General features: G+C 67.3%; 19 protein-coding genes and 1 pseudogene. 6 read left to right on the forward strand and 14 right to left on the reverse strand.

Annotation, left to right across the window (positions count from 1 at the left end; all coding sequences use genetic code 11):
• Positions 1–5: 5 nt before the first annotated feature.
• The 7 genes from AB0E90_RS15365 to AB0E90_RS15395 are packed head-to-tail and all read right to left on the reverse strand — an operon-like array spanning position 6 to position 7,484.
• Positions 6–911 (reverse strand): formylglycine-generating enzyme family protein, encoded by a 906-nt coding sequence (locus tag AB0E90_RS15365; RefSeq protein WP_360404643.1) that lies wholly within the window; start codon positions 909–911, stop codon positions 6–8.
• Positions 908–2,320, reverse strand: coding sequence for a sulfatase (locus AB0E90_RS15370; protein WP_360404646.1), 1,413 nt, complete (start codon positions 2,318–2,320; stop codon positions 908–910). The genes AB0E90_RS15365 and AB0E90_RS15370 overlap by 4 nt, the downstream gene beginning before the upstream one ends.
• Complete coding sequence (locus AB0E90_RS15375; protein ID WP_360404649.1) at positions 2,317–3,789, reverse strand: sulfatase-like hydrolase/transferase; 1,473 nt, start codon at positions 3,787–3,789, stop codon at positions 2,317–2,319. The genes AB0E90_RS15370 and AB0E90_RS15375 overlap by 4 nt, the downstream gene beginning before the upstream one ends.
• A complete protein-coding gene (locus tag AB0E90_RS15380; RefSeq protein ID WP_360404652.1) occupies positions 3,786–4,766 on the reverse strand; it encodes an aliphatic sulfonate ABC transporter substrate-binding protein in 981 nt (326 codons plus the stop codon). The genes AB0E90_RS15375 and AB0E90_RS15380 overlap by 4 nt, the downstream gene beginning before the upstream one ends.
• Positions 4,763–5,524, reverse strand: a complete 762-nt coding sequence (locus AB0E90_RS15385; protein ID WP_360404655.1) for an ABC transporter ATP-binding protein — start codon at positions 5,522–5,524, stop codon at positions 4,763–4,765. The genes AB0E90_RS15380 and AB0E90_RS15385 overlap by 4 nt, the downstream gene beginning before the upstream one ends.
• Positions 5,521–6,330, reverse strand: coding sequence for an ABC transporter permease (locus AB0E90_RS15390; protein WP_360404658.1), 810 nt, complete (start codon positions 6,328–6,330; stop codon positions 5,521–5,523). The genes AB0E90_RS15385 and AB0E90_RS15390 overlap by 4 nt, the downstream gene beginning before the upstream one ends.
• Positions 6,327–7,484: an ROK family transcriptional regulator gene (locus tag AB0E90_RS15395; protein ID WP_360404661.1), complete on the reverse strand. Its 1,158-nt coding sequence runs from the start codon at positions 7,482–7,484 to the stop codon at positions 6,327–6,329. The genes AB0E90_RS15390 and AB0E90_RS15395 overlap by 4 nt, the downstream gene beginning before the upstream one ends.
• A 199-nt stretch (positions 7,485–7,683) precedes the next feature.
• On the opposite strand from AB0E90_RS15395, the gene AB0E90_RS15400 reads away from it, so the two are divergent.
• Together AB0E90_RS15400 and AB0E90_RS15405 are read left to right on the forward strand one after the other, a co-directional pair.
• Entirely contained in the window at positions 7,684–8,499 is an 816-nt protein-coding gene (locus tag AB0E90_RS15400) for a helix-turn-helix transcriptional regulator (RefSeq protein WP_360404664.1), read from the forward strand.
• Positions 8,500–8,529: 30 nt separating this feature from the next.
• Positions 8,530–9,255, forward strand: coding sequence for an SDR family oxidoreductase (locus AB0E90_RS15405; protein ID WP_360404667.1), 726 nt, complete (start codon positions 8,530–8,532; stop codon positions 9,253–9,255).
• Positions 9,256–9,405: 150 nt separating this feature from the next.
• On the opposite strand, the gene AB0E90_RS15410 is transcribed toward AB0E90_RS15405, so the two are convergent.
• Together AB0E90_RS15410 and AB0E90_RS15415 are read right to left on the reverse strand one after the other, a co-directional pair.
• A complete protein-coding gene (locus AB0E90_RS15410; RefSeq protein ID WP_360404670.1) occupies positions 9,406–10,287 on the reverse strand; it encodes a helix-turn-helix transcriptional regulator in 882 nt (293 codons plus the stop codon).
• A 26-nt stretch (positions 10,288–10,313) separates the two neighbouring features.
• A complete protein-coding gene (locus tag AB0E90_RS15415) occupies positions 10,314–10,544 on the reverse strand; it encodes a hypothetical protein (protein WP_360404673.1) in 231 nt (76 codons plus the stop codon).
• 295 nt (positions 10,545–10,839) lie between these two features.
• On the opposite strand from AB0E90_RS15415, the gene AB0E90_RS15420 reads away from it, so the two are divergent.
• Positions 10,840–11,004 (forward strand): hypothetical protein, encoded by a 165-nt coding sequence (locus tag AB0E90_RS15420; RefSeq protein ID WP_360404676.1) that lies wholly within the window; start codon positions 10,840–10,842, stop codon positions 11,002–11,004.
• 6 nt (positions 11,005–11,010) lie between these two features.
• Here the strand turns inward: AB0E90_RS15420 and AB0E90_RS15425 are convergent, their stop codons facing one another.
• Genes AB0E90_RS15425 through AB0E90_RS15435 form a run of 3 tightly spaced genes read right to left on the reverse strand, consistent with a single transcriptional unit; the run spans position 11,011 to position 12,995 of the window.
• Positions 11,011–12,240 carry an SLC13 family permease gene (locus tag AB0E90_RS15425; RefSeq protein ID WP_360404679.1) on the reverse strand — a complete coding sequence of 410 codons (1,230 nt, stop codon included), beginning with the start codon at positions 12,238–12,240 and terminating at the stop codon, positions 11,011–11,013.
• Entirely contained in the window at positions 12,241–12,552 is a 312-nt protein-coding gene (locus AB0E90_RS15430; protein WP_360404682.1) for an STAS domain-containing protein, read from the reverse strand. It abuts the gene before it with no gap.
• A 29-nt stretch (positions 12,553–12,581) separates the two neighbouring features.
• On the reverse strand, positions 12,582–12,995 hold the full coding sequence (locus tag AB0E90_RS15435) for an ATP-binding protein (protein ID WP_360404685.1): 414 nt from the start codon (positions 12,993–12,995) through the stop codon (positions 12,582–12,584).
• A gap of 303 nt (positions 12,996–13,298) precedes the next feature.
• On the opposite strand from AB0E90_RS15435, the gene AB0E90_RS15440 reads away from it, so the two are divergent.
• Positions 13,299–14,108 carry a SigB/SigF/SigG family RNA polymerase sigma factor gene (locus AB0E90_RS15440; RefSeq protein ID WP_360404688.1) on the forward strand — a complete coding sequence of 270 codons (810 nt, stop codon included), beginning with the start codon at positions 13,299–13,301 and terminating at the stop codon, positions 14,106–14,108.
• Between the two features lie 79 nt (positions 14,109–14,187).
• Here AB0E90_RS15440 and AB0E90_RS15445 read toward each other — a convergent pair whose 3' ends face one another.
• Both AB0E90_RS15445 and AB0E90_RS15450 read right to left on the reverse strand, forming a co-directional pair.
• The gene (locus tag AB0E90_RS15445; RefSeq protein WP_360404691.1) at positions 14,188–15,777 is read right to left on the reverse strand and encodes a glycoside hydrolase domain-containing protein; all 1,590 of its coding nucleotides are present in this window, start codon (positions 15,775–15,777) and stop codon (positions 14,188–14,190) included.
• 127 nt (positions 15,778–15,904) lie between these two features.
• On the reverse strand, positions 15,905–16,060 hold the full coding sequence (locus AB0E90_RS15450) for a DUF6131 family protein (RefSeq protein WP_360404694.1): 156 nt from the start codon (positions 16,058–16,060) through the stop codon (positions 15,905–15,907).
• Positions 16,061–16,213: 153 nt separating this feature from the next.
• On the opposite strand from AB0E90_RS15450, the pseudogene AB0E90_RS15455 reads away from it, so the two are divergent.
• A pseudogene (locus tag AB0E90_RS15455) lies at positions 16,214–16,957 on the forward strand (dolichyl-phosphate beta-glucosyltransferase); the annotation flags it as partial.
• A 72-nt stretch (positions 16,958–17,029) separates the two neighbouring features.
• Positions 17,030–17,707 carry a DedA family protein gene (locus AB0E90_RS15460; protein ID WP_360404697.1) on the forward strand — a complete coding sequence of 226 codons (678 nt, stop codon included), beginning with the start codon at positions 17,030–17,032 and terminating at the stop codon, positions 17,705–17,707.
• The last annotated feature ends 14 nt before the right edge of the window (positions 17,708–17,721 follow it).

The following is a 17,721-nucleotide window of genomic DNA, read 5'->3' on the forward strand; positions in this document are numbered from 1 at the left end:
AATTTTTACCGAACGGTGCGGAAACCGGTGTTGCCCGTCGACGAATCGGGAGTGTTCGACGATCGGGCGGCATTGCGATAGCGGTTGCAATACGAGTCGTGACAGAGATAGGAACCGCCGCGAATCACGCGAGCGGCGCCGGTGCCCGGGCCCGGCGGATCGTCGAGCGGCGACGTCGCGTAATAGGTGGGCGAGAACCAGTCCGCGCACCATTCCCAGACGTTGCCGATCGGCTGGTAGAGGCCGTAGTCGTTGGGTGCGAACGAACGAGCCGGCGCGGTGGTGAGCCAGCCGTCGTCCATCGTGTTCTCGGTCGGAAACGTGCCCTGCCAGATGTTGCAGGCCCATTCCGCCGGCAGTTCGTCGCCCCAGGGGTAACGGAGCGACGGCAGCCCACCGCGGGCGGCGCATTCCCATTCCGCCTCGGTCGGCAGTCGACGGCCGGCCCACTGGCAGTAGGCGACCGCGTCGTTCCAGCTCACGTGCACGGCCGGGTGGTCGTCGGGCGCTTCCGATCCCGGGCCGCCGGGATGCTGCCAGTCGGCCCCGGAAACACCTAGCCACCAGGGCGTTCCGGCCATCTGCCCGACGATCTGCCGCTCGTCGGCGACGGCCAGGTGGAAAACCGCGGACCAGCCGAACGCCTCGGCCTCGGTGCGATATCCGGTGCCGGCCACGAAGGCCCGGAAATCGGCGACGGTCACGGTGCTGACATCAATGTCAAAACTATTGAGGTGTACGTCGTGGACGGGCGACTCGCCGTCCGGGCGGGCGCCGTCACCGTGCGCGTCACCCATCGCGAAGGTCTGGCCGGGAATCCGAGCCTGGGCAACGCGATGCTTTCCCCGCTGCTCGATCTTGAGAGCCGCCCTGTTCGGCCGGCCGGACGACGGGCTGCAGCATTCCCTCATGCGCCCACCGGCCTAGGTTGGCTCGGATGCGGCTTGTCGCCGAGTCGTGCCTGCTCACGCCACATCGCGACCTTCAGCTCTTCGCGCCGGCCGAGGTAGGAAGGGTCGTCGTAGACGTTGTGGAGCTCGGCCGGATCCGTCTCCAGGTCGTAGAGCTCCCACTCAGGCGGATAGGTGCCCCAGCCACAGCCGGGAATCCCCATGCCGTCGTTGTAGAAATAGATCAGCTTGTAGCGCGCGGTGCGGTAACCGTAATGGGCCGGCGCCTTGTGGAAGACGTCGTCGTGCTCCCAGTAGCGGTAGTAGATGCCGTCTCTCCGCGCGGAAAGGCCGTCCTGCAACAGGTCCCAGAAGCTGCGGCCCTGCATGCGCGGGTGCGCTTCGACGCCGGCCGCCTCCAGGATCGTTTGCGCCCAGTCCACATTGGTGACCATCTCGGCGATCGGCTCGCCGGGCGCGACCCGGCTCGGATACGACAGGACCAGCGGCATCCGGAGCGATTCCTCGTACATGAAGCGCTTGTCGAACCAGCCGTGGTCGCCGAGGAAGAATCCCTGGTCCGACGCGTACAGGAGAAGGGTGTCGTTGAATTCGCCGCGTTCCCGGAGGAAGTCGGTGACCCGGCCGACGTTGTCGTCGACCGAGGCGACGCAGCGCAGGTAGTCCTCCATGAAGCGCTGGTATTTCCAGAGCGCCTCCTCCTCGTAGGACAGACCGGTCGGCGGCGCGGTTTTCAGGTCCTCGAGAGTCAGGTGTTCGGCGATGCGCATGGCGGCGCGGCGGGCCGAGGAGGAACGGGTTTCGTAGTCGTCGTGGAAGGTGGATGGGAGCGGGATCGGCTCCGTGAAACGGTCTTGGTAAGCGGGCGACGGGACCCACGGCCGGTGCGGGGCCTTGTGGTAGATCAGCGCGCAGTACGGGCCGTCGTCGAGCGTGGAGATCCAGTTCAAGGCAAGGTCGGTGATGATGTCGGTGGCGTAGCCCGGCTCCGTCCGCAAACCGGACTTGTCCAGAAATGTTGGGTCGACGTATTCGCCCTGCTCGATCAGCACGTCCCAGTAGTCGAAATGCTGTGGATCGTGGCCGGCGCCGTCGCCCATGTGCCACTTGCCGATCATGGCGGTGCGGTAGCCGGCCTCCTTCAGCGCGCTCACGAAGGTCGGCTGCGATGCGTCAATCGGGGTGACCAGCGTGGTCACCCCGTTGACGTGGCTGTAGGTGCCGGTCAGGATGCTGGCCCGGGACGGCGAGCACAGCGAGTTGGTGGCGAAGCAGTTGTCGAAGCGCCGGCCGGCCGCGGCGATCTCGTCGATCCGCGGCGTCGTGTTGACCACCGAGCCGTACGCCGAGATCGCGTGTGCGGCGTGGTCGTCGGTCAGGATCATCACGATGTTCGGCCGGGTGCTCATTGGTACGAGGCCTCGTCCAACCCGCTCTGCGTCGGGTCGTGGTCGACCTCGCCGATGTCGTACATCGAGGTCATCCAGTGATAGAAGCGGTCGTCGCGCTCCTTGAGCAGGGTGTAGAGCCGACGCATCATCCGGCTGCGAACCGGCTCCATCTCCGGGTGGCGATAGATGTTGAGCAGCTCGTCCGGGTCGTTGACCAGGTCGTACAGCTCGTTGGTCGAGTCCGGGTTGACGACCAGTTTGTAGCGGTCCTCCCGGAGCATCCGCTGCGGATAGGGAAAGTGATGTCCGTGGAACTCGCCGAGAATGTCCGGCTGCCACTCGGGCGTCTCCCCGCGGAGCAGCGGCAGGAGGCTGCGCGAATCGACCGCTTCGTCGGTCGACAGTCCGGCAAGATCCAGAATCGTCGCGGTGCAGTCGAGCAGGCTCACGAACTCCTGCCGCTCCTGCGGGTGGCCGCCGGGAATCCGGACAATTCCGGGAGTCCGATAGATGTCCTCATACATCGCCGGGCCCTTGTCGTGCAGCCGATGCGACCCGGTGAACTCACCGTGATCGCAGGTGAAGAACACCGAGGTCTGATCGTCGAGGCCCAGTGATGACATCGCCTCGAGGATTCGCCCGATCTGTTCATCGATCAGGGTCACGTAGCCCCAGTAGACCGCGATCAGCTTGCGGGTGACCTCGATCGGCATCGTGTCGAAAGTCCAGTGCGCGCTGTAGTTGGCCTGCACCGGCGGCTTGCCCTCGAACGTCTCCGCGATCGACTTGGGCAGCTCGACGTCCGCCGGGTCGAACATGTCGAAGTACTCGTCCGGCACGATGTACGGCAGATGCGGCCCGAAGAAGTGGGTGGCCAGGAAGAACGGCTTCTTCTCCGGCGACGCCGCGTATTTCTCGAGCAGGGAGATCGTCCGGGTCGCCATGTAGTACTCGAACGTCGCCTCCACCGGCTGCTTCAGCCGCGCCGCCAGCAGATTCCCCGGCCCACCGTTGGGCAGCGTCCCCCGGACCCGGTCATGGATCTCGTACGGCGGGAGGTCGTGCTCCTTCAGGTAGGCCAGGTAGTCCTCATGATCGACCGGGTTGTGCCAGCCCGGCAGGTGCGGCCCGTCGAACCCGTAGTCGGCCGGCGTCTTGACCGTCCCGGCGTGCCACTTGCCGATCAGCCCCACGTTGTAGCCCCGGTCGCGCAGCGCGACCGGGAACGTGAACGTGCCGTCCGGCAGGTCCTCCAGGTAGCCCACGTTCCGCTCGTGGTTGGCGAGCACCTTGTGCCGGAACGGCGCCTGCCCGGTGAGCAGGCTGGCCCGGGCCGGCGTGCAGATGGCGGTCGGGGTGTACCACCGGTCGAACCGGGTCCCGCTCGCGGCGAGCCGGTCCAGATGGGGCGTACGGGCCAGGGTGTTGCCGTACGCCCCGAGCGTGTCGACCCGGTGCTGGTCGGTCATGAGGAAGAGGAAATTCACTTCGAAGCTGCCCCAGTGAAGGTGTCACCCAGGTAATAAGTGTTGGGGTCCGGATTTGACGTGATCTTCTTGGCCCCGACGAAGTAGTCGCCCAGCCCGGTCAGCCACTTGTTGATCGTGCCATCGGCGGTGTAGCCGTCGAGGGTCTTCGAGTCGAGCATCTGGCTGTTGGCGGCATCCGCCTTGACCGCGTCCACCGGCTGCTTGAGCAGGGCGGCGACGAGCTCGACGGTCTTGTCGGGGTTAGCCGCCCGGTAGTCCATGGCCTCGCGCAGCACCTGAACGACCTTGGTGATCTTGTCGGCCGACACGTTGTTGCCGCCCACGAAGGCGGTCGGGAACGAGTTGTCGGTGAAGTCGCTGTCCTTGGCCAGCTCGACCAGGCCCGGCTTCTTCTGCTTGATGTTGTTGAGCAGCGGATACCAGATGCCGGCCACGTCGATCTGCCCGGACGCGAACGCCGCGACGATGGTCGAGGCATCCATCGGCACGCGCTGGATGTCGTCGTTGGTGAGCCCGGCCTTCTTCAGCGCCAGGGTGAGGATCATGTCGCCGGAGGTGCCCTCGGGGACGCCGACCTTCTTGCCCTTGAGCTGGGCCAGGTCGGTGATGCCGGGCTGGGCGATGACCCGGTCGGCGTTGCCGAGCGAGTTCAGCGCGACGATCTTGGCCTTGCCCGACTGGGGCAGCCAGATCGCGCCCGGGCCGATGTAGCCGAAGTCGAGGTCGCCGGCGTTGATCGCGGTGATCTGCAGCGGGCCGTTGGTGAACACCTTGGTGCTCACCTCGAGGCCGTGCTTGGCCCACAGCTTCTGGTCATCGGCGACGGCGAGCAGCGAGCTGCCGTTGTAGTCGCCGATGTAGCCGAAGTTGACCTTCACGGTCGACGAGCCGGAGGTCGAGTTGTCATCGGATGATCCGCACGCGGTCAACAGCAACAGGGACGCGGCGGCAACCGCCGCGAGAAGACGCTTCATGCAACTGGCTCCTGGTGGTAGACGGCGCTCCACACGCGATTGCGTAGCGCCGTGAAGGCGGGACTGAGCCGCAGTTCTTCATTTCGGGGATAGGGCAGGTCGACGTCGACGATCTCGACGATCCGACCGGGCCGGGCCGCCATCACGACGACCCGATTGGCGAGGAAGACGGCCTCGTCGACGTCATGGGTGATGAAGACGACGGTGCGTTTCTCCTGGCTCCACGTCTGGAGCAGTTGTTCCTGCAGGCGTACTCGGGTGAGCGCGTCCACCGCCCCGAAGGGCTCGTCCATCAGCAGGATCGACGGGTTGACGGCGTACGCGCGGGCGATGGCGCAGCGCTGCTTCATACCGCCGGAGAGCGTGCGCGGCAGCGCGTCGGCGAAGTCGTGCAGGCCGACCAGATCGATGAAGTGCTGGGCGCGCGAACGGCGCTCGACCCGCCCGACGCCGGCGGTACGGAGCCCGAACTCGACGTTCTTCCGCACGGTCAGCCACGGGAAAAGCGCATATTGCTGAAATATCACCCCGCGGTCGGGACCGGGTCCGTTGATCTTCGTGCCGTCGACGAGCGCGGTGCCGCCGGTGGGTGTCTCCAGCCCGGCCAGGATGTTCAGCAGCGTGGTCTTGCCGCAGCCCGAGGGCCCGACGATGGTGACGAACTCGTTCTCCGCAACGGAGAGATCGACACCGCCCAACGCGACAAACTCGGCGCCGCCCATCGGGAAGACTTTCCGGACATTCTGCACAGAGATCATTGGCGGCGCTCCTGCCAGGAGGTCAGACGGCGCTCGGCGTAGAGCAGGCCGCGGTCCATCAGCAGGCCGAGAACGCCGATGCTGATCAGGCCGACGAAGATCGTCGGGAGGTCGTAGTAGAGCTGCGCGGCCTGCATCCGGTAACCGAGGCCCTCCTGCGCCGCGATCAGCTCCGCCGCGACCAGCGTCGCCCACGCCGAGCCGAGCCCGACCCGCATGCCGACCAGGATGAACGGCGTCGAGGCCGGCACCACCACCCGCACGAAGATCGTCCCGTCCTTGGCGCCGAGCACCCGGGCCGCGTTGATCAGCGTCGGATCCACGTTAACCACGCCCTGCAGGGTGGCGATCACGCAGGCCAGGAACGCGGCCGCGAAGATCACCCAGATCTTCGGGGTCTCGCCGATGCCGAGCAGCACCACCGCCAGCGGCAGGATCGCCAGCGGCGGAATGGTGCGCAGGAACTGCACCCACGGCTCGAACAGCCCGCGCACCGGCGCGTACCACCCCATCAGGAACCCGACCGGCACCGCCGCCGCCGTGCCGAGCACGAACCCGACCAGAACCCGGGTCAGGCTGGCCACGATGTCCTTCTCGAGCGTGCCGTCGCCGAGCAGCTCACCGAAGCGCTTGGCCACCGTCGGCGGGTCCGGCACGTCATAGCCGCCCAGCGAGATCCCCCACCAGACGCCAATCCCCAGGATCAAGGACAGGAGATTCCAGACCCACTTGGGTACGCCACGACGACGGCGCCCGGTCGGCACGTCGGAGGTGGCCGTTGCCGCGTCCGCCTGGACCAATGTCATGAGGAACTCCCACTCGGGTATCCGGCCAGCAGGGGAGACTGCCGGAAGCTGGCGGCGATCGCCCCGCGCGCGCCGTCGTCGTCGCCGAGCCGCGCGGCCCGGACGACCGGCCCGCGCCGTGCCGGGGCGAGCGGCGGGCCGGGGCGGTCCGCGACCAGTTCGGCGGCGACCACCGCGCCGATCCGGGCCACGATGCCGGGTGCGGCGGCGATCAATGGGCCACCGATGACGATCTGTTCGGGGTCGAGGATCAGGGCGGCGGCGGCGAGCACCCGGCCCACCGCGTCGGCGACCCGGTCCATGGCGGCGCGCACCACGGATTCGTCGCGTCGGGCCGCGAGCTCCGCGAGGTCGCGTACACAAGCAGCTTTTAAAGCGGGACCGACCGCCGCCACCGTTTCCAGGCAGCCGTGCTTGCCGCAGCGGCAAAGGCCGCCCGAAGGGTCGGCCTTGACGTGCCCGAACTCCCCCGCCACCCCACCGGCCCCGGCGACCAGCCGGCCACCGACCACCAGGCCGCCGCCGATGCCGTCGGCGAGGCGGATGTAGAGCACGTCGCGCGCCTCGCTGAGGCTCGCCTCGGCCAGCGCCGCGAAACGGGTGTTGTTGTCGACCACGATCGGCGCGCTGAATCTGTCCCGGAAGGCGGCCTGCACGTCGTCGCGCGCCGCGCCGGCCGGATAGGGACCGGCGACACCGACGCCGATGCCCTGCAGCGCCGCGAGCGTGATGCCCTGCTCCCGGGCGACCCTCTCGATCAAGGCGATCCCGGCCGCGAGCCGCTCCGGCCAGCCGCTGTCGGCCGGATAGGCGCTGACCTCGCTCGCGATGATCTCGTGCGCCGCGTCGGCGACGGCCACCCGCACCCGGGTGTGGCCGAGGTCGACGCCGAGGAACTGGCCCGAGCGCGGGTCGAGCGCGAGCAGTTCGGCCGGGCGCCCGCTGCCGGCCCGGCGGGGCGCGTCGGTATTGACCACGACGATCGCGCCGCGGGACAGCAGGTCGCCGGTGATCTCCGACAGGGTGGTCCGGGAGAGGCCGGACCGGGCCGCGATCTGGGCCCGGGACAGCCCGCCGCGCTCGCGCAGGATCGCCAGGACGCGCTCCTCGTGAGCGCGCCTGACCAGCGCATGAACGCCTAACGACCCGGGCATGCGGCCACGGTAGGCAGTACCGAATTTTTCCGTCAACGGTCCGACAGAATTATCTCTTCTAAACCGGTAGGAAAACTTCCTGCGTAACGGTGGCGTAACGGACGGCAGCCAGGGACAAGTTGTCCGTGGATAGATCCGGCCTTCATCAGATTTCCCTTTCGGGCCAGTCTTGAGAGGTCGAACAGGGGAGGCTGCATTCATGGACCGGGCACAGCTTGCCGATTTCCTCCGGGCTCGCCGCGAGGCGCTGCAACCGGAGGACGTGGGCCTGCCGCGCGGGCAGCGCCGGCGCACCGGCGGCCTGCGGCGCGAAGAGGTGGCGGCGCTGGCCGGGATGTCGGCCGACTACTACAGCCGGATCGAGCAGCAGCGCGGGCCGATCCCCTCCGAGCAGATGCTCGCCGCGCTCGCCCGCGCCCTGCACCTCAACCTCGAGGAACGGGACCACCTGTTCCGGCTTGGCGGGCACGCCACGCCGCAGCGGGTGCTCCGCGAGGACCACATCAGCCCCGGCATGATGCGGATCCTCGACCGGCTCGCGGACACCCCGGCCATGATCATGTCCCGCTTCGGCGAGACGCTGCTGCAGACCCGGCCCGCGGTGGCGCTGCTCGGCGACGAGACGCGATGGACCGGGATGGCCCGCTACATGGTCTACCGCTGGTTCACCGAGCCGTCGTCGCGGCTGATCTATCCGGCCGAGGACTACCCGATGCACGGCCGGATCTTCACGGCGCAACTGCGGCACGCGTACGCGGCGGCGCCGGACAGCCGGGCCGGTGAGATCGCCGACGCGCTGCTCGCGGTCAGTCCCGAGTTCGCCGAGATCTGGCGCTCGCACGAGATCGGGCTCACCCACCTCGACCGCAAGCGTTTCCAGCACGCCGAGCTCGGTCAGATGGAGCTGTACTGCCAGACCCTGTTCGACCCGGACCAGTCGCAGGTGTTGCTGGTCTTCACCGCCGTACCCGGCTCGCAGAGCTACGAGAAGCTCCAGCTTCTCGCGGCCGTCTAATCGCAGGTTTGATCGAAGAAAGGCACCACCATGTCCAAAATCGCCCTGATCACCGGCGGCAACCGCGGTCTCGGCCGCGCCACCGCTCTCGCTCTCATCTCCGACGGCGTCGAGGTCATCTACACGTACCGGGACGACCCGGGCGAGAAGATCGACGCGGTCGCGCTCAAGCTGACCGTCGGCGACCTCGACTCGTACCCCGCTTTCGTCGAGGAACTTCGCGGGGTGCTGCGCGACCGGTTCGGCCGCGAGGACTTCGACTTCCTGGTCAACAACGCCGGCGTGGGCAAGGCCGGCACGGTCGCCGACTTCTCCGTCGAGGACTTCGACGAGCTGGTGAACGTGCACTTCCGCGGGGTGTTCTTCCTGACCCAGAAGCTGCTGCCGGTCATCGCCGACGGCGGCCGGATCATCAATCTGTCCACCGGCCTGGCCCGCTTCACCGGCGAAGGCATCTACGCCGCGTACGGCTCGGTCAAGGGCGCGATCGAGGTCTTCACCCGCTACCTGGCCAAGGAGCTCGGCCCGCGCCAGATCAGCGTGAACGTGGTCGCCCCCGGCGCAACCGGCACCGACTTCGGCGGCGGCGCGCTGCGCGACAACGAGGCGGTCCGCAACCACCTCAGCGGCGTGATCGCACTGGGCCGGGTCGGCGAGCCGGAGGACATCGCCGGCGTGATGGTCGCAATGCTCGCCGACAACACCAAGTGGATCACCGGCCAGCGCATCGAAGCCTCCGGCGGCATGCTCCTGTAAATCCGCCCGAGGTTCCGTAACTCAGATTGCTTGCGTGTTACGGAATGCATCGACAAGACTGACTGAGTCGGACGCACCCCGCCGCCGATCCCCCACCGGATCACCCCGGCCCTTCCCCGAGCCGGTCCCGGCGCGGCGGCGGAGGTGCGTTCATTTTCCCGGTTTCTGCAGCATCTCGATGTAGCTCGACTCGTACCGGTCGAGGATCGGTCCGATGTCGACGGTCTGCTCATCCAGGATGTCGAACACTTGGCGGTAACTCTCCACGTCCCGGCGGCTGCGGGAGATGAGGCCGGTGTTGAAGAGGTCGACAACGACGAGAGTGTCGTCGTAGAGCGAGAATCCGTGCATCAGAGGGACACCCACCGGTGCGTCGTCGGGCAGCATCACAATGCGCACGTTGTCGTGCTCGGCGGCGATCTCCCGGATGCGATGGATCTGGTTCAGCATTTCCAAGGGTGGATATGTCCGGCGCTTGAGCACGGCCTCACTGAGGATGATGTTGAACGACTTGGATTGGTCGGCCAGCACCTGCCGCCGACTCACCCGCGCCGAGACCGCGGCCAGGAGCGACGCCTCCGTCGGGCTGTCCGCTGCGGCCGGCGTCAGACGTTGAAACGCTTGGAGAACCAATCTCGCATAACCGTCGGTCTGCAGAAGGCCAAGCACCAATGCGGGCTCGAAGGCTCGCACCACCTTGGCCGCGGATTCCCAGTCGGCCAGCGTCTTCTGCCGATCGGCCAGGCCGACCGAGGTAGGTCGCCAGTCGGTCATCCGGTCACTCAGGCGTTCGGCCCGGGCCATCAACGCCTGAGCGTCGCTCTCGTCGGCTCCGAGGGCACGAGCGAGGACGCCCACGTCCTCGGGATCCGGTAGACCTTTGCCCCGCTCGATCCGTGAGATCTTCGGTTGGCTCATGCCCACGATCGCGGCGAGCTTGGCACCGGTGATCCGTTTGGAACGGCGCATCCGAGCCAGCACGGCGCCGACGGACTCATCCTCGTCGTCGGGGGTGCCGAGTACGTTCGGCATCCGGTCACCCCCTTCGCGTCGATTGGTCAGGAGAGGTTACGAACCGCCTCGGCCAGCAGGTCGCGAGGAATCCTGATCAGGACCTCACCCTCCGGAACATCGATGCCCGCCTGATCGCCCGTCATTGCAAAGCCCTGCACCACCACGGTGGCGGGGTCACCGGTCGAATACACCGTCGGGCAGCTACCGCTGGCGCACAGGTTTGCCACCGGCTGAAGCGGGGTGAGCGATGCAGCGTTGAGTTGGACCTTATTCACGAGGGCACCGTATTCGTCAAGTAGTCTAGGGTTGCGTAGACACGCCTGACGAGTAGCGTAGTTCATTCTAGCGCTCAAGTTGCAAAGTATCAGGTTGCCACCTAGCTGATTTCTAGTTAGATCCTTTGATACTGGGTGAATCGCCGTGGAAAATTCAGGGGTCTGAATAGAGACTTGAGGCAGTCACTTCGATGCCTTGGTGGTTCTCATGACTGACCGGACACCGCAGACTCCCTCGCTCCTGACCGGGCGGCCATCGCCGCCGAACCGGCCAGAAGTCCCTAGGCGAACCTGGGTGCTCCTCATCCTGCTCGCGGCCGGGGCGATCAGCGGTGTCGCCGGATTCCTGTCCCACGCCGCCGGGAACAACGTGCCCGCAGCCATCCTCACCGGCGGCGGCGCCTTCGCCGGCACGGTCGGCCTTCTTTTGGCCATCGCGCACTACGCCGGCGAGAAATAGGCGCGATCACGGCTGAATCAGTCGTAGCGAGAGCCAAAGCGCCAGCACGCCCGCGAGCAGGGCGCACGGGACGGTCAGCAGGCCCAGGCGGAGGAAGTCGCCGGCGTCCGGTGGTTCGTCCTGGGTGTGCAGGATCTGCCGCCACAGCAGGGTGGCCAGCGAGCCGACGTAGGTCAGGTTCGGGCCGACGTTCACGCCGATCAGCACGGCCAGCAGCAGCGCCGGCCGAGCCTGCACCGCCGGGACCAGCACCAGCGTGGCCGGCAGGTTGTTCACCAGGTTGGCCAGCAGCGCCGCCAGCCCGGCCACGGCCAGCAACTGCATCAGCCCGCTCCCCGAGGGCACCAGCGCGTCCACGAACTTGTCCAGCCCGTGTTGCCGGACGGCCAGAACCACCACGCCGAGCCCCAGCACGAACGCACAGAACGGCAGGTTCGCTTCACGAAGCAGAATGCGAGGCGAGACCCGGCGGGGTACGGCGAGGGCCAAGGCACCGACGGCGGCGACCCAGGCCGGGTGTACGCCGAAGGGCTGCGCCACCGCGAAACCGGCCAGGGTCAGCGCCAGCACGACGAGGGCGTAGCGAGGGGCGGGCGGTTGATCGCCACCGTCGGCCGGTTCGCCCGGCGCTCGCAGGTCGGTGCGGAAGAACCAGCGGAAGATGACGTACTCGGCGAGGATCACCGCGACCCAGGGCAGCGCCATCACGGCCGCGAAGCCGAGGAACGTCAGCCCACTCGCTGCAAAAGCCAGCAAATTGGTCAAGTTGGACACCGGCAGCAGCAGTGACGCCGAGTTGGCCAGGTGGGCCGAGGCGTAGGCGGCCGGGCGGGGCCGGGCGCCGGTGCGGGCGGCGGTGGCCAGCACGACCGGGGTGAGCAGCACCACCGTGGCGTCGAGGCTGAGCGCGGCGGTGGTCAACGCCGCGGCTACGAAGACCGCGGTCAGCAGCCGAGCCGGCCGGCGACCGCTGATCCGGGCGGTCAGGGCACCGGCGTACCGGAAGACGCCGTGCTCCCCCGCCAGATAGGCGAGCAGGAGGACCGCGGCCAGGAACCCGACGGTCGGGCCCAGCTCGCGGGTCTCGGCCAGGGCGTCGTGCCAGGAAAGCAGGCCGGTGACGACGACCAGCAGCGCGGCCGGCACCGCGACGACCGCCTCGGGCAGGCCGCGGGGGCGGGCCACGGCCCACGCGAGTACGCCGACGAGCAACGCGGCCGTGAACAGGAGCGGCACCTAGGCGCCGAACAGATCCTGCGCGCCCGACACCTGCAGCACGCGGGCGACCAGGCCCTGGGCGTTGACCACCTGATAGCCGGCCGAACGGCGCCGGGCCTCGTTGTAGCCGTCGATCAGCGAGCCGAGCGCCTCGGAGTCCAGAAAGGTCACGTCGCCGAGGTCGATCACGACGTCACCGACGTCCAGAGCCGCCCGGATCGACTCATGCAGGTCGTCGCGCGCCGTGATGTCCAGCTCACCGCTGATGTGCAGGAGCGCCCCGGCCCCGTCGGCCGCGCGCTCCTGACCGATCTTGTAGGAGTCCGCCACGGGAGAATTTTTACCAGCACCGGAGCGATTCAGCTGGGGAAGCTGGCCCAGACGTGTTTGGTGACGTCGGTCGAGTACCACCCGACGTCGGTCGCGAACGTCCGAGCGAGCTGCAGACCGAGCCCGCCGGCACCGAGCGGCCGGCCCGCGTCGACCGCGGGCGTGGCCTGCCGATCATGGTCGGCGACGTCGATGATCAGGCGATCGCCCTCGCGCAGCAGCCGGACCACGGTCGGCGGCAGGCCGTGCCGCAGGGCGTTGGTGGCCAGCTCGGTGACGACCAGCGCCATCCGCTCGACGCCGTCACCCGTATTGGTGGTCATTTCGGACACTGCCTCGCGCAGGGCGGCCCGCAAGTTGCGCAGATCACTGAAAGTTCTCAACGTCCACCGGCATATCTCGGCGGCCTGGGGGTACGGCACCGACGCGGGCAGCGAGGTCATGGTGTCCATCTTGCCTGGACAGGGCGAGACGGGGCATTGACCGACCAGTCCGCACGGGTGAACCGGCCGGACAGCGACCCCGTGATGATCAATCCGTATAGTTGTCATAACGCAAAGTCACTCATACTTTCGGCTAGTTTTTTGTAGGCCTCTCGGTTAGGGTCGGTACACCCGAATGGCTAACGTGCTTGGTCGGCGGCGGTCTCATCGACTGCCGTCGACCGTTGAAATAGGAACGCCCGACCGACTCGGGTCCAGCAAGACCGGACCGGCTCTCCGGTTAGGTATCAGGGAGGACCAAGCATGACCGTCACCCAGACGTCGCAGATCTCGCCGACCACCACGGCCGCCGCCGCGGCTCCGGTCGACAGTGCCGCCGAGCTGCTCAACGCGATGGCCGCGATGCCCGTCGGGCACCCGTCCCGCCCGGCTCTGCGGGACAAGGCGATCGAAGCGTGGCTGCCGCTGGCCCGTCACCTCGCCAACCGCTACTCCGGCCGCGGCGAGCCCACCGACGACCTCATCCAGACCGCCACCGTCGGCCTGATCAAAGCCGTCGACAAGTTCGATCCCGAGCGCGGCGTCGACTTCGCCGGCTACGCGATCCCGACCATCATCGGCGAGATCAAGCGCCACTTCCGCGACCGCACCTGGTCCGTGCGAGTCCCGCGCCGGCTGCAGGAACTCCGCCTGGCGATCACCGAGGCCAACAGCACCCTGACCCACTCGCTGGGCCGCTCGCCGACGGTCGCCGACATCTCCGTGCACCTGGGCATCACCGAGGAAGAAGTCCTCGAAGGCCTGGAAGGCGCCCGCGCCTACAACGCCACCTCGCTCAGCACGCCGATCTCCTCCGACGGCACTACCGAGCTCGGTGAGACCCTCGGCGGCCTCGACCACGAGTACGAGCTGGCCGAGACCCGCGTCGCCCTCGGCCCCGCCCTCGCGACCCTGGACGAGCGTGAGCAGAAGATCCTGACGCTGCGCTTCTACGGCAACCTGACCCAGTCGCAGATCGCCGACCAGATCGGCATCTCCCAGATGCACGTGTCCCGCCTGCTCACCAAGGCGCTCACGAAGCTGCGTGGCGAGCTGGCCGGCGACCAGATCTAAGCCTCATACCTCCTGGAATGCGAAAGGCCGACCCGATTCGGGTCGGCCTTTCGCAGCTTCTTGCCAGTAGGACTCGTCGTCAGGACAGCGGCGACATGTAGTTGAACGACGAGATCAGCGTTCGCGAGGTCAGCGTCTTGCCGTTGCCCCGGAACAGCAGCAGCGAGCCGTCGGTCCGCTTGATCGCGACCAGGTCGGTGTAGCCGTCCCGGTCGAAGTCGCCGACGCCGACCAGGTCGCGAAGACCCATCCACCCGGCGCCGATCGACACCCGGGCGGCGTAGGTGCCCTTACGGCCGGGGTGCAGATAGAGCGTGGCGTTCGAGTTGTCCCGGGCCACCAGGTCGGGGTAACCGTCCTTGTTGAAGTCGCCGATCCCGGCCAGTTCGCTACGCGTGCCCCACCCGCTGCCGAGCGACTTGCGGGCGGCCAGCTTCGTGCCGGACGCGCCCGGGTAGAGGTAAAGCGTGGAGCCCTGGATGGCAACCATGTCCGGGTAACCGTCCTTGGTCAGGTCGCCGACCGGGGTGATCTCGCGCAGCGCCCCGGTGCCACCCAGCAGCTTCTTACGGCTGCCGAAGCCGGTGGTGGTGCCCGGATAGAAGTACAGATCGCCGTTGGTCGCCCGGGCGATCACGTCTTCCTTGCCGTCCTTGTTCAGATCACCGATCCGGATGATCGCGTTGTACGACTTCCACCCGGTGGCCACCTGGGTCCGCCCACCCGCGGCGGCGCCGTTGCCCGGGTAGAGGTAGATGTTCGACGTCCGCCAGTCCTTGGCGAGGAAGTCGGACCAGCCGTTGGTGTTGAAGTCGGCCATCGTGGCGGACGGCAGCGGCGCGAAGTCGACGTAGTTGTTGTCGATGTTGATCGTCACGCCGCCGTACGTCTCGGTGTGACCGCCGCGGTACTGCTTCATCCGCCGGTGCCCGGGCCAGTTCGCGGCCGGGATGTTGGCGTCGGTCGTCTTGACGACCTGGTCCCAGCGGGCGAAGTCGATGTAGTCCGGCTTCGCGTAACCGGGCACCGTGTACTGCGCGACCTGGTCGGCGATGCCGGAGCTGACGCTGGAGTAGTAGCCGGAGAAGTAGCCGAGGTTGTGCAGCCGCGACGTCCAGCCGTTCATGAAGTTCAGCACGCCGGCCCGGCAGACCTTGTCGGCGGTGTTGTACGCCTCCATGTCGTAGATCAGCACGCTGTTCTTGGCCAGGCCGAGCGAGATGGCCTGGGTGACCGCATCGCCCGCCGCCGCGCTGCCCTGCGCGTACGCGTTCGCGTTGTCGATCACGTGCGCCTTGACCACGGAGGAGCAGGTGGCCTGCGGACCGACGTACAGCGGCAACAGCTTCCAGCCGGCGGTGACCTGTTCCTGCACCCACGCGGCGGTCAGGTTGGCCTGCGTGCAACCGCGAGAGACACCACCGATATAAATGCCGATTCCCTTGTACGGGGAACTGGCGCGCCACGTCTTCATGGTCGCGCTGGACGGCGCGGTGCACGCGTCGAACGCGTAACCGGTGAACGTGCCAGGTTGGACAGTGGAGTATGCGCTGGCGGCGCCGGCGTTAGCCCGGGCCAGAGTGAGTGAGGTCGCGAGCAGGATCAGCGCGCAGAAAACCGCTTTGACCCTGACATTACGACGCGCCGGGATGAGCCGGTGAGCCCCCATGATTGCCCTTCTCGGCAGGAATCGACCACCGAGCTAAACAGCTGATCATGGGACATGCCTCCGCCGAACGGCTCGTCATCGCGAGCCGCTCGGCGGAAAAGAAGCGCGTCTATCCGTTCAAATGCCCTTAATACCAATACTTACGACCGCCGATGGGACGCCCGACCGAGCCGAGAATCCAGAACACGGCGCCGACGATGATCAAGATGATCCCGATCGTGTAGAGGATCGAGATATGGGCGAAGATGCCGATCAGCAACAGGATCAGGCCGAGGACCAACATGGGAGCGCTCCAATCAGCGGGGGGTGGCTTCCGCCGCACTGATACCCATGACTCCCTACTGCCGAAACCGCTTGATCGGGCGGTTGACTTTTCACAGTGACGGCACAGTGACGCCACAACGCAGGGAAAGTGCCCGGGCCGATCTTTGACCGCATGAGACCAGTACTCGATGTCGTCATCCCCGTGTACAACGAAGCCGCCGATCTCGAACGCAGCGTGCGCCGCCTGCGCGGCTACATGCAGACGGTGCTGCCGTTCCCGTTCCGGATCACCATCGCGGACAACGCCAGCACCGACGAGACCCCGCTGATCGCCGGCCGGCTCGCGGTCGAACTGCCCGAGGTCACGGCCGTCTATCTGGCCGAGAAGGGCCGCGGCCGGGCGCTGAAGTACACCTGGCTGAACTCGAACGCCGATGTGCTCGCGTACATGGACGTCGACCTCTCCACCGACCTGGCCGGCCTGCTGCCGCTGGTCGCGCCGCTGGTCTCGGGCCACTCCGACCTGGCCATCGGGTCGCGGCTCAAGCGCGGCTCGCGGGTGGTGCGCGGCCCCAAGCGGGAGTTCATCTCGCGCACCTACAACATGATCCTCAAGGCCTCGCTCGGCGCCCGGTTCTCCGACGCCCAGTGCGGCTTCAAGGCCATCCGGGCCGACGTGGCGCACCTGCTGTTGCCGCTGGTGCAGGACACCAACTGGTTCTTCGACACCGAGATGCTGGTGCTGGCCGAACGGGCCGGACTGCGGACGCACGAGGTGCCGGTCGACTGGGTGGACGACCCGAACAGCAAGGTCGACATCGTCGCCACCGCCCGCGAGGACCTGCGTGGGATCGCCCGGCTCCGCCGCACCATCCCGACCCTCCCGATCCCGGCGATCCGCGCCCGGATGGGCCGCGGCACGCCGCGGGCAAGCGAACTCGCCACTCGATAGGGGTTCGCACCCGGGCCCGGCTACCGTAGGTACCCGATGCCACCTACTGACGACCTTCCTGGATTTCTGCACGGAGTCGCCCCGATCCTCGACCGATGGGGTTACCTGTCCGTCGCGGCGACGATCGGCGTGGAAAGTTTCGGAGTGCCCGCTCCCGGCCAGACCTTCATGGTGGCCGCGGCGATCTACGCCGGCGCTGGTCGCCTGAACATCTACGGGGTGGCCGCCATCGCCTTCGTGGCGGCGGTGCTCGGCGACAACATCGGTTACTGGATCGGCGTGCGCGGCGGGCGCAAGGCCGTGCACCGCTGGGGTAAATACGTCTTCCTCACACCCGAGCGCTTGGAACGTGCCGAAGGTTTCTTCGCACGTCGCGGAGGACGTATCGTCGTCATCGCTCGCTTCATCGACGGTCTCCGGCAGTTCAACGGCGTGATCGCCGGCATCACCGCGATGCCGTGGCGCTCGTTCCTGATCTACAACACGATCGGCGCGGCACTCTGGGTCGGCTGGTGGACGAGCATCGCGTACGTGTTCGGGACCCATCTCGTCGAGATGATCGACCACGCACATCGGTACAAATGGTGGGCGATCGCCGGAATCATCCTCGCAGTGATCGCCTACGTCGCATTGCACCTCCGGCACAGAAAACGCCGGCGCGCCCGCAGCGCCGCGGCCGTTGCCGATGAGCCCGTCGAAGAGAAGCAGGCCTGACGGTCGCCGGAGGT

Source organism: Actinoplanes sp. NPDC026619 (assembly GCF_040638295.1).
Taxonomy (GTDB): domain Bacteria; phylum Actinomycetota; class Actinomycetes; order Mycobacteriales; family Micromonosporaceae; genus Actinoplanes.

What these genes read in the sequence shown, in the direction of transcription:
- AB0E90_RS15440 (WP_360404688.1), top strand. Translation starts at nt 13,299, where the DNA reads ATGACCGTCACCCAGACGTCGCAGATCTCGCCGACCACCACGGCCGCC.
- AB0E90_RS15435 (WP_360404685.1), bottom strand. Translation starts at nt 12,995, where the DNA reads ATGACCTCGCTGCCCGCGTCGGTGCCGTACCCCCAGGCCGCCGAGATA.
- AB0E90_RS15370 (WP_360404646.1), bottom strand. Translation starts at nt 2,320, where the DNA reads ATGAGCACCCGGCCGAACATCGTGATGATCCTGACCGACGACCACGCC.
- AB0E90_RS15445 (WP_360404691.1), bottom strand. Translation starts at nt 15,777, where the DNA reads ATGGGGGCTCACCGGCTCATCCCGGCGCGTCGTAATGTCAGGGTCAAA.
- AB0E90_RS15460 (WP_360404697.1), top strand. Translation starts at nt 17,030, where the DNA reads ATGCCACCTACTGACGACCTTCCTGGATTTCTGCACGGAGTCGCCCCG.
- AB0E90_RS15380 (WP_360404652.1), bottom strand. Translation starts at nt 4,766, where the DNA reads ATGAAGCGTCTTCTCGCGGCGGTTGCCGCCGCGTCCCTGTTGCTGTTG.
- AB0E90_RS15450 (WP_360404694.1), bottom strand. Translation starts at nt 16,060, where the DNA reads ATGTTGGTCCTCGGCCTGATCCTGTTGCTGATCGGCATCTTCGCCCAT.
- AB0E90_RS15365 (WP_360404643.1), bottom strand. Translation starts at nt 911, where the DNA reads ATGAGGGAATGCTGCAGCCCGTCGTCCGGCCGGCCGAACAGGGCGGCT.
- AB0E90_RS15390 (WP_360404658.1), bottom strand. Translation starts at nt 6,330, where the DNA reads ATGACATTGGTCCAGGCGGACGCGGCAACGGCCACCTCCGACGTGCCG.
- AB0E90_RS15400 (WP_360404664.1), top strand. Translation starts at nt 7,684, where the DNA reads ATGGACCGGGCACAGCTTGCCGATTTCCTCCGGGCTCGCCGCGAGGCG.
- AB0E90_RS15395 (WP_360404661.1), bottom strand. Translation starts at nt 7,484, where the DNA reads ATGCCCGGGTCGTTAGGCGTTCATGCGCTGGTCAGGCGCGCTCACGAG.
- AB0E90_RS15405 (WP_360404667.1), top strand. Translation starts at nt 8,530, where the DNA reads ATGTCCAAAATCGCCCTGATCACCGGCGGCAACCGCGGTCTCGGCCGC.
- AB0E90_RS15410 (WP_360404670.1), bottom strand. Translation starts at nt 10,287, where the DNA reads ATGCCGAACGTACTCGGCACCCCCGACGACGAGGATGAGTCCGTCGGC.
- AB0E90_RS15385 (WP_360404655.1), bottom strand. Translation starts at nt 5,524, where the DNA reads ATGATCTCTGTGCAGAATGTCCGGAAAGTCTTCCCGATGGGCGGCGCC.